Genomic DNA, 10,502 nt, shown 5'->3' on the forward strand with positions numbered 1-10,502 from the left:
TATTTAATTTAATAAAATACAACCTTTTTATTAAGTTGATCATTATTTATCCAGCTTTAACGGGCTGTAATACTCCCACCTCAAAACTTAAGAGAATACGAAGAAGTTTAGATGGGAGATAAACAGTCCATAAAAGCCCGATTAGTGAGGGCTAACAATCAGTTGGGATGGAGAAACTCCCCACTGATTGAAGTTTCACTTTATATATCAAAATTTCCGAGGTGTTTGTATCCTATTTTACCGTCTTTGATTTCGTGGTTAGAGTCTTATTGCCCGTTAATGCAGGATAAAATAAACCCCATCCTTTTATTGACAAAACAAATATTTCCATATATATTGTAAATAAATACTAAACGTTTAGTATTCCACTTTTCCTATTTGAACGGAGGATATATATGACACGATTAATGGTACTAGGTTTACTCATGCAATATGGTCCTATGTCTGGATATGAATTACAGCAAGCTATGCAATCTGCACAAACTGATACTTGGGCAGGTGTTTTTCCCGCTTCGATTTATCATGCCTTAAAAAAAATGGATAAAGAAGGATTAGTAGAGCTTGATGCTGTTGAAAAAACAGGGAATCGTTCCAAAGCAATTTACAGTATTACGCCTGCTGGAAAAGATGAGTTTCATACACTCATGATTCAGTCATTCCAGCATTCTTCAGTTGCTTTCCCAACAGAGTTATATACAGCACTCACTTTCTTCGACGCAAATACTGTTTCTCTTGAACACATCTCATCCGCCTTACAAGATCAAAAAAAGAAAATTATGGAAATGTACAAAAATATGAAAGCTGGACAATCTATTAAAGAAAAAATGATAGAGATTCCAGAGCATGTAAGTCTTATCTTTGAAAATATTTATGAACAGTGCGAAATACAGCTACGTTTCATTGAAAAAATGGAAAAAATGTTATCTCGATTAGAAAATAAGAAGAACACGGAGGGAAATTGATGGAGGCTAGATTAAAAATGTCTCGTGTACAAAAAGCTTCATTATGGGTTGTAGCAGTGGCTGTCTTTACAGATATGCTCATCTACGGAATGATCGTCCCAATCTTACCACGGTACGCAGAAACCCTAGGTGCTTCCCAAACAGAGATTGGTTTTTTATTTGGTAGTTACGCGATTACTTTACTTCTCTCTACCCCCATTTTAGGAGTAGTTTCCGATAAGGTTGGAAGACGTCTTCCTATGATTCTAGGTTTATTTGGATTCGCAGCCGCAACCATTTTATTCGGACTTGCAAATAGCTTTTGGTTGCTTGTACTCGCAAGGATGTTACAAGGTATATCTGCCGCGGCAACATGGACAGCTGGATTAGCACTTCTAGCAGATGTGTTCCCTCTACAAGAACGTGGAAAAGCCATGGGTCTCGCTTTATCGGGACAAGCAGCTGGAATGCTCCTTGGGCCAACAATTGGCGGGGCGCTTTATCAATGGGGTGGTTATCATCTTCCCTTTATTATCGCTGCAAGTATTGCTCTCGTTGATGGTATATTACGAATGATATTACTTCCTAATGAACCAAAATCCAGCTCACACCAACGAATTAGCTATCGATCTATCTTGAATATGCATTCCCTATTTATTATGATCGGTATAATTATTCTAGGATCGGCCTTACCTAGCGCTTTAGAGCCAACTCTTCCTCTCTATTTACAAGACACCTTACACCTTAGCCCTGGAACAATTGGACTCTTATTTGCTGTTCCAACTCTCGCATATGGTTTTACAGCACCAATCATCGGTACACTGTCAACTAAAATTGGTAGAAAACAAACGATGGCAATAGGCATAGCTTTAGCTGCTTTATGTTTCCCATTTACAGCAATTGTTTCTCATACCGCCCTTGAAATATTTATACTCGCTATCCTTGGAATTAGTTTTAGTCTTTTACTAGCACCTGCTTTACCAGAACTTACATATCTTGCAGATAAAAATGGAATGCAAGCATATGGAATACTTTTTGCTATTTATAATACAGCCTACTCAATTGGTATGTTTTTCGGCCCGCTACTTAGTGGAAGTCTATCAGATTTATTTGGATTAACAAATGCTTTCTACATATTTAGTGTTGTTCTTTTCTGTTATCTGTGCTTATTTTTGTGGAAAATGAAAAAATGACATTAGGTTATAGCCGTAATTACAAAATCTATGGACGAAAACAATAAAAAAACCCGTGAATTATTCACGGGTTTCCCCTTTCGAAAAGCTAATCGCAATTGTTCCAGCACCTGCATGAACAGCAAAAGATATCGGAAGCGGATAAATTAGAAACTCCATTTCAGGAAATACTTCTCTAAAATAGGTGATCCATTCTTCTGCTCCTTCTTCATCATTCGCATGAAAAACATGTACTACTTTTGAAGTTTCTTTTTCAAGTTCATTTCGCATATATTCTTTGCATTTTTGTATTTTACGAACTTTCTTCTCTAACACAAGTTCGCCATGTTTTACTTCTAGAATTAGGTTTACACTTAGTAGACTGCCTAGTATAAATTGTACACCCTTCACACGTCCACTTGCATATAGACCTTTCAAATCTTTTGGAAATACATAGTAAGGACTACGCTCAGCATCTTGTATTGTTTTTTGTATATCTTGTAAAGTCATACCCTCATGGTATAACGTTTGTGCTTTTATTAAAAGTTCATCCATTGGATAACTTGTTGTTTCACTATCTATTACGATTAAAGGAAATCCTGCCATTTCTGCGGCAAGTTTCATATTTTGATAGGTACCACTTACTTTTCCGCTAATTGTGATAGCAAATCCTTCTTCATATTCTTCTTTACATTTTGAGAAAAGTGAAACCATCTCTCCTAAATTAGGTTGTGATGTGGTTACCGTTACACCTTCTTTTAACGCATCATAAACACGTTCACGAACACCTTCTTCACAATCTTTATAGGCTGTTCCATTTATAACAATTTCAATCGGTATAACAAAATTATCTTCACTTGTTGTAAAGTTTGCAGTTGTACTATCAGTAAACCAAGCAACACGCTTCATGTTGTTCCTCCCTTGTGTGCATCCTTTTCTTGAACTTTTCTCACAATTCTATCTATTCGAGTTATAAAAAGGACTCTGCTTGCTATAATAACAAGACTATCTCTGTTTTTCTATAGGAGATGGATGATTGGGGCAAAGTTTTCAAAATTAATATCGAATCGAATTGTATTCGTACACAATTTCGACATATTTATTTTTCGTACATACGCTTAAATTAAAAAACAAGGCTTCTAACACGTATACGAAGTTAGAAGCCTTATCTCATTTAAGGAAAACGAATTTAATAAAAATTCCTACTATCAGTGATAAAATTATATATATGACCACCAAAGAAAGAAAGGTTTCATTTGCATAAATCAACATAAATAATAAGGAGAGTATGAAAACGATGATTGGCATAACAAATATTTTTTGATTCTCCAATAAACAACTGAGCTTAATATAATCGTGAGCATTGGAAAGAGAATCAAAACTAAGAACATTGGATTACTAAATATGTCTGCCATTTTCTTAATTCCTCCGATACCGAAAATCGGCCATCATTTAAACAATTTAATAATGTTTTTAGCATATGTACCATTCACTTCATACCCCGATCCATGCTGTTCATTGGTACTCTCTACAAACATAACCTGCCTATTGTTTCCTTCTAACCACACTAAGAAATCTTGTTTATCTCCACCATTATATTTTAATGTCATTACAGCATTCATATTGTCCCGTGCTTCTTTGTCTATAAATACCTCTTTCTTTTTTGCATTTTGAAGACCATCAATGACGGTTTGCATAGTAGATTCGCTAGCTAGTTTTTTACTATTGTTTGTCTTTGCATTCTTTAACTCAATGGAAGCCACATCTTTATTTTCAAATTGTACAACTTTTGTTATAGTGGCTAGCGATGTAGCGTTCTCTTGCTCTTCCTTATCAGAAAAATTCGAGCAGCCTACAACACCTAAAAACAATGTACATACCATGCAAGAAGCTATTAATTTTTTCAAGTTTCTCGTCCCCGTTCCTAGTATTTATATAAAAAAATACACATCGACAATTTACCCTACATGAACAGGCAGTTTATCAAGTATTTCTTCTCTGGGTTCTTTTTATTTCCTGCATATAAATTATGTATTCACTATTTAATCTAAGTACACTTCTACATCTCATAAAAAAAGGATACTATGCATTTTATAAAACATAGTATCCTTTAGCATTTTTAAATTATAAAATTGTTTTACTTACATCTCTTCCGGAGCACCCATTCCAAGTAAACGTAATCCTTCTTTTAACACAATCGTTACTGCATAAACAAGTGCAAGTCTGCTTTCCTTCTCTTCATTATCCTCTAAAATACGAACATTTCCATAATATTTATTAAATGCTTGTGCAACATCTAACAAATATTTCGCAATATGTGAAGGTTCATTTTTAGAAAAGGCTGTTTCAATCACCTCTGGGAATCTATTCAATAATTTTATCGTACTCCAACTATGATCATCGTTTAACGCAAACGATCCTACTTCAAATTCAGCACTTTCTTTTCGTAAAATGGAGCAAGCACGTGCATGTGTATATTGAACATATGGCCCTGTTTCTCCTTCGAATTTCAGCATTTTTTCTAAAGAGAACTCAATATTATGCATACGTTCATTTTTCAAATCATGGAAAATGATTGCACCGACACCAACTTGTTTTGCAACTTCCTCTTTTTGCTTTAAGTCTGGATTCTTCTCTTCTATATTTTGCTTTGCAAGCGTAATCGCTTCTTCTAATACTTCCTCAAGTAATACAACTTTCCCCTTACGTGTGGATATTTTTTTACCATCTTTTAAAATGAGTCCAAATGGTACATGAGCCATACCATCTACCCAGTTATAACCGAGTTTCTTTAATACGGTGAAAAATTGTGTAAAGTGCAAGCTTTGCTCTGCTCCTACTACATATAGCGCTTTATCAAATTCATATGTGTTTTGACGATAGAGTGCCGCTGTTAAATCACGAGTTGCATAAAGCGTGGCTCCATCTGATTTTTTAATTAAACATGGCGGCATATCCTCTTCTTCTAAATTAACAACTTGTGCTCCATCTGATTCTTCTAATAATCCTTTTTCTTCTAAGATTTCAACAAAGTCATCCATTTTATCATTGTAAAAGGCTTCACCTTGGAAATTCGTAAATTCAACACCAAGCAGTTCATAAATGCGAGAGAACTCTTTTAAAGATTCGTGGCGGAACCAGTTCCATAAAAAGACCGCTTCTTCATCACCATCTTCTAATTTCTTAAACCATGCACGACCTTCTTCTTCTAGCTCTAGGTTCTCTTTTGCTTCTTCGTGGAAATGAACATATAACTTAAATAATTCACGAATTGGATCTTCTTTTACAAGCTCTTCATTTCCCCATTTTTTATATGCGGTAATTAATTTTCCAAACTGTGTTCCCCAATCACCAATATAATTGATTCCTACAACTTCATATCCACACTTTTCGGCGATATGTTTTAAAGAATTCCCAATCATCGTTGAACGTAAATGCCCCATGGAGAACGGTTTCGCGATATTTGGTGAAGAGTAATCGATTACTACTGTTTTTTCTCGCCCAAGATGCCCCAGTCCATATTCTTCTTTTTTAGCTAAAATCATTTTTAATACATCATCGCTTACTATGTGACGGTTAAAAAATACATTCACATATGGTCCAACTGCCTCCACTTTTGTAAAAAATGAATCGTTTAAGTTCTCAGCGATTTCTTTCGCGATCATTGCTGGTGCTTTTTTATATTGCTTGGCGAGCATGAAACAAGGGAATGCAGCATCTCCAAATTCATCTTGCTTCGGAGTTTCAATTAGACCTGTAATCTGTTCCAATGATAATTCTGATTCAATCACTTCAAATAAACTTTTTGCGAATTTAATTTTATATTCCATGTTGCTCCCTCCTTAGTTTTGAAAACACAAAAAACTCGTCTCTAAAAAAGAGACGAGTTATCACCCGTGGTACCACCCTTGTTGTTCCAAAGAACCACTTTCCCGTTTATAACGAGGACAGGGGGCCCCGGCTTACTCTACTATTCATTTCAAGCAGCGTCTCCGAAGTGCGCTTCATCCGTTTCTCCGTACTAGGCTCCCACCATCCCTAGCTCGCTTTACTTATAAAACAGACTACTCTCTTCATCTACGACATCATATATAATTGATTATTGCTTATTATACATCTTTTCAAACAATTAGCAAGGTTCAATTACACCAAAATGAAATTTTGCACTTTTTCGCTTATGAACAAAGAAGTTATGTCGTTCAAATCGTGTACTACGAAAATGATCTTTTAGAACAACACGTTTCCTAGCAACACGCTTTGCTTCTGCAATCGTTTCGTCTGTAATATCATTATACAAAGCAAAGTGCTTTAACCCTCGAATTCCATCAGATTCAATTACTGTTTCTTCAAACATCGGATCCAGATACACAACGTCATAACTATCGTCTTCGGAGTTCTTTAGGAAATCAAAATGTTCGGTTTGCTTCACTCTAATTCTACGCATTGCTTCATCAATTTCTGGTATTCCCGCACACCACTGCTTTAAACCTTTATTCATGATATAAGCCATATAGCGATTTCCTTCAAGCCCCGTTACAGATCCATCTTCTCCAACAACATAGCTTGCTACAATACTATCTGATGCCATACCAAGCGTACAATCTAACACCGTCATTCTTTTTTCTAATTTTGCAGCTTCTACGAATGGATCATGTTCTCCCCGCATTAATCTTTTCACACGAAACATTGCAGAATTAGGATGGAAAAAGAACGATTCTTCTGTACCTTTTGGATAAATTGCTAAACGATTCTTTCCTACAACAAGTACATCTTGTCCAAACTGCTCATGTAGTTTCACTACAGATATATCATTACGTACAACAAAAGAAGATTGTAATTCTTCTGCTACTTTTTTTGCATAAGTTGTCATTTCCTTATTTGTTCGTCCTGCTGTTGTTACAATCATCTTTTCACCTCAAATATAAAGAAAAAAGGGAGAATGACTCCCCCTTTTTTAGCAATGCTTTTCAAAAGCCTGTTCTAAGTTATTAATGATTTCTTCCATTGTTGCTCCTTCAATTTCATGACGATGAATGAAGTGAACAACTTCTTTTCCTTTTAATAACGCCATAGATGGTGAAGATGGTGGAATATCTCCGAAGTACTCACGCATTGTAGCTGTTGCGTCTTTATCTTGTCCTGCAAATACAGTTACAAGATGATCAGGTTGTTTTTCAGAACGTACAACCGCTTGACCAGCTGATGGACGAGCTAAGCCAGCTGCACAACCACAAACAGAGTTTACAACCACTAATGTTGTACCTGTCACATTTTCCATATATTCTGTTACAGCTTCTTCAGTAGTTAATTCTTCAAATCCAGCACGCACTAATTCTTGGCGCATTGGAATTACCATTTGACGCATATATTCTTCGTATGCATTTGACATCTTGTAATCTCTCCTTCAACTTTCATTCCAAATTCATCATATCACGCTCTTATAATAGGTGCAAAAGAAAGATAGCAATGTTTTCATTTTTTTGAAGGGATTTCACAAACCCCTTCATGGCAGTGTCCAACAGGTACAAGTTTTCTATTATTAGCAATATAATCATACACTTTATTTCCAAACCTAAGTAAAATAGATAATTTAATAAATGGTACCGCAAACCAGTATGACGGCACAGCCTTGGCTAATACATATACACTACCAATCCCATCATACCATTTATGATCGTTTAAAATGTAAAGTCGTTGTTCCATCTTTCCTTGCAGCTCTTTGGAAAGTTGATACTCCTCTACAACATCTTTATCACGAAAAGAAACAAACTCCACTGCACCTTTTCTATCAAGCTTCTTCGTACGCTCTGCCACTGCCATGCACATCGGACACAAACTATCGTAGAAAACGAGCATATGATTATTCTCCTTTACGAGACTCCGTCATTTGTTTCCAAACTGACCCTTTCGCTTCTTCTCCGCCTTCAATACGTTCTAACGCTAAACGAGCTTGCATTGCTACTTCGAACTCTGGATCATCTTGCGCAGCGCGCAGTGCTGGAATCGCACTTTCATCACCAAGTTCAAATAAAAACATCGCTGCACGCCAACGTACCAATTTACTTGGATCTTTAAGTGATTTAATCATCACAAACATCGCTGCTGGATCCCCTACATCTGATAAGCAATCACCAGCAGTACGGCGGACACTTACAGATCGATCTAGTAAAGCTTTATATAGCAATGGCAATACTTCATCACCTTTTACCATACCTAAGTACGCTGTTGCCAGGCGGCGGATCGATACTTTTTCATCTTCTAACGCTTTTTTCAATACAGGAATATCCTCTTCTGTGGGATCCATTTGTTCAAGCGCTGCATAACGATTTTTCCAATCAGGATCTGCCATCATTTCCTCTGTTACTTTATATGGTTCACGCTTTGTAATCGTTACTTCCTTAGCACCTGCTTGATCTAATAATTCTTTTACAGTTTTTTCAACGCGCTCCTCTGGATAAGCAGCTACAATTTCTTCGACAACTTCTTTTCCGATTTCTTCAAAATTACCATAGCGTGTACTTTGTTCTACCCATTTACGCTCTTTCACAACGTTAGGCGCAGACATTTGTACTTTCATAATCGCTTCTTTAAAACGATCTGGTAACCCAACTCGCTCTTCCGTTGTTCCATCTGTTAATTTCACCTGCATTGGAATTGTAAAGAACATTTGAATGAATACTTTCACTTCACCAAAATGCGAAAGTTGCTCCCTCTCATCTTCTTCAGTTACTTCTTCTCCAAACACAGCGCGAACTTGTTGCAAAAGTACTTTCCAGTCATACTTCGCATTTCTCTCTACTGCTAAAAAGTCCGCAACATGGTATACACCTTTAATACCTTCAATTTTTAAAATGTGCTGCACTTGCTCTGGCGCTTGTTCCGCATTTTCATTTGTATAATTATTACGTGCTCCTGATGGTAACACTTCATTTAAGATAACTTTCATCGTATTTGGACTTGGCGTTGGTTCAATTGCTTTAATCTTCACGTAAATAAACTCTCCTTTATTGCTTGTTCTTAGCTGTATTGTAACATGTTCTATCGCTATACTCCTACTGAGACGCTTGCTTTTTCTAATCCCGATTATAGTCTTAGTAGAATTGATGAATATCATGTAACAACTACCGCCGATTTATATATCCTTTTTAGTATAATCCCCCTTCTCTCCTTCGCTCAAAAAAGTAGATTGATAATAAAAAGTAAAATGTTAATCAGCTCCTCCCTTCCTTTCGCTGAATTTTAAGATAAGACTCTTACTACCCGTTAATGCAGGATAAATAAAAAAAGGTATTGCTTTGCAACACCTTTTTCTATCACCATAAATTCATTTTATGATGTATTACAATTATTTTGTTACTTCTTTCGTTAAAGATACTCCATCCTTTTCTTTCATTTCACGCTCAAGTTTTGCAATTTTCATATCAAATGTATCACGCTCATGATCTTCATTCATGCGAAGCTCTAAATCACGAATGTGATCTTCAATTTCTTCAAAACGCAAGAACGGATTATTCTCATCCATTTTATGAAGAGCTGTATTCATACGACGGTTTGCATGTGCCATATTTTCGCGAGCCATTAATTCCATGCGCTTTGCATTCATTTCTTTTAGTTTATTCTTCATTTCAGAAAGACGACGTTCTAACTCATCAATTTGCTCCACTACACCTGCATACATTTCTTCTAGACGAGCGACTTGCCCTTCATAATATGCTACTTCTTCTAATGCACGTTCATGCAATTGCATTTCTCCTGCTTCTTGTGCAATTATCGCCTGCTTTGAGCGCTTATTTACGAAATAACGAGCCTGTTCAAGTTCACGGGAAAAGTTAGATTTTAATGTTTTATGACGCTGAATTAATTTTTCAATTTTTGTTACTTCACGCTCACTATCACGTAAATATTGATTTAACATAGCAATTGGATTTTTTCTTTCTTTCTCATCTAATACATTATGAAAATCTGCTAAAATTGCATCGCGTACACGTCCGAATAAAGATTGTTTCATTCTAATCTTCCTCTCTTCTACTTTATGATTTAAATTATTTTATATTAGTTTTTCATTAACTTGTTCCACTCATCTTCAAAGTTGCTATATGGTTTAGAACTTTCTGAAGCAGCATCCACTACTACATCTTTTTCTTTTTTCCACTCACGGTATCCGTAGTATAGAACGACTAACGCTGCAACACCGATTAGTGCTGGGGAATGAGAAAGGGCAATTGACAAGCCGATTAAACCGGCAATACCCCAAGCTAACTTTCCAAAAAATGATTGTGCTCGCACAAATGATTTATAGCTCCAGTACGCAATTCCTGCTCCAATTGCGAATCCTACAATACCAGCAAGACTACCAAGAGCAATTAAAGCCAAAATACCGGCTGCGATA

At 36.2% G+C, this 10,502-nt stretch carries 12 protein-coding genes and 1 other annotated feature; of the genes, 2 read left to right on the forward strand and 10 right to left on the reverse strand.

Features of this window, described 5'->3' with window-relative positions; genetic code table 11:
- Nucleotides 1-395 precede the first annotated feature (395 nt).
- On the forward strand, nucleotides 396-962 hold the full coding sequence (locus KFD70_RS01135) for a PadR family transcriptional regulator (RefSeq protein WP_336452635.1): 567 nt from the start codon (nucleotides 396-398) through the stop codon (nucleotides 960-962).
- Complete coding sequence (locus tag KFD70_RS01140; RefSeq protein ID WP_336452636.1) at nucleotides 962-2,134, forward strand: MFS transporter; 1,173 nt, start codon at nucleotides 962-964, stop codon at nucleotides 2,132-2,134. Before KFD70_RS01135 ends, KFD70_RS01140 begins: the two co-directional genes overlap by 1 nt.
- A 60-nt stretch (nucleotides 2,135-2,194) precedes the next feature.
- Here the strand turns inward: KFD70_RS01140 and KFD70_RS01145 are convergent, their stop codons facing one another.
- From KFD70_RS01145 to KFD70_RS01190, 10 genes are all read right to left on the reverse strand, one after another.
- Nucleotides 2,195-3,022, reverse strand: coding sequence for a DegV family protein (locus tag KFD70_RS01145; RefSeq protein WP_336452637.1), 828 nt, complete (start codon nucleotides 3,020-3,022; stop codon nucleotides 2,195-2,197).
- Nucleotides 3,023-3,283: 261 nt separating this feature from the next.
- A complete protein-coding gene (locus tag KFD70_RS01150) occupies nucleotides 3,284-3,445 on the reverse strand; it encodes a DUF2651 family protein (RefSeq protein ID WP_420792356.1) in 162 nt (53 codons plus the stop codon).
- Between the two features lie 116 nt (nucleotides 3,446-3,561).
- Complete coding sequence (locus KFD70_RS01155) at nucleotides 3,562-4,020, reverse strand: hypothetical protein (protein WP_336452638.1); 459 nt, start codon at nucleotides 4,018-4,020, stop codon at nucleotides 3,562-3,564.
- Nucleotides 4,021-4,254: 234 nt separating this feature from the next.
- Complete coding sequence (argS, locus tag KFD70_RS01160; protein WP_336452639.1) at nucleotides 4,255-5,943, reverse strand: arginine--tRNA ligase; 1,689 nt, start codon at nucleotides 5,941-5,943, stop codon at nucleotides 4,255-4,257.
- A 45-nt stretch (nucleotides 5,944-5,988) separates the two neighbouring features.
- Nucleotides 5,989-6,202, reverse strand: a binding site (T-box leader).
- A gap of 40 nt (nucleotides 6,203-6,242) precedes the next feature.
- Complete coding sequence (locus KFD70_RS01165; protein WP_336452640.1) at nucleotides 6,243-7,019, reverse strand: class I SAM-dependent methyltransferase; 777 nt, start codon at nucleotides 7,017-7,019, stop codon at nucleotides 6,243-6,245.
- A gap of 48 nt (nucleotides 7,020-7,067) precedes the next feature.
- Entirely contained in the window at nucleotides 7,068-7,502 is a 435-nt protein-coding gene (locus KFD70_RS01170) for a BrxA/BrxB family bacilliredoxin (RefSeq protein WP_336452641.1), read from the reverse strand.
- 83 nt (nucleotides 7,503-7,585) lie between these two features.
- Nucleotides 7,586-7,969: a thiol-disulfide oxidoreductase DCC family protein gene (locus KFD70_RS01175; protein ID WP_336452642.1), complete on the reverse strand. Its 384-nt coding sequence runs from the start codon at nucleotides 7,967-7,969 to the stop codon at nucleotides 7,586-7,588.
- A gap of 4 nt (nucleotides 7,970-7,973) precedes the next feature.
- Complete coding sequence (locus tag KFD70_RS01180) at nucleotides 7,974-9,101, reverse strand: conserved virulence factor C family protein (RefSeq protein ID WP_336452643.1); 1,128 nt, start codon at nucleotides 9,099-9,101, stop codon at nucleotides 7,974-7,976.
- A 357-nt stretch (nucleotides 9,102-9,458) separates the two neighbouring features.
- Nucleotides 9,459-10,121: a PspA/IM30 family protein gene (locus KFD70_RS01185; protein ID WP_431612847.1), complete on the reverse strand. Its 663-nt coding sequence runs from the start codon at nucleotides 10,119-10,121 to the stop codon at nucleotides 9,459-9,461.
- Nucleotides 10,122-10,165: 44 nt separating this feature from the next.
- On the reverse strand, nucleotides 10,166-10,501 hold the full coding sequence (locus tag KFD70_RS01190) for a lmo0954 family membrane protein (protein ID WP_431612849.1): 336 nt from the start codon (nucleotides 10,499-10,501) through the stop codon (nucleotides 10,166-10,168).
- Between the last annotated feature and the right edge of the window lies 1 nt (nucleotide 10,502).

The sequence above is a fragment of the Bacillus pfraonensis genome (genome assembly GCF_050768835.1).
Classification (GTDB): domain Bacteria; phylum Bacillota; class Bacilli; order Bacillales; family Bacillaceae_G; genus Bacillus_A; species Bacillus_A pfraonensis.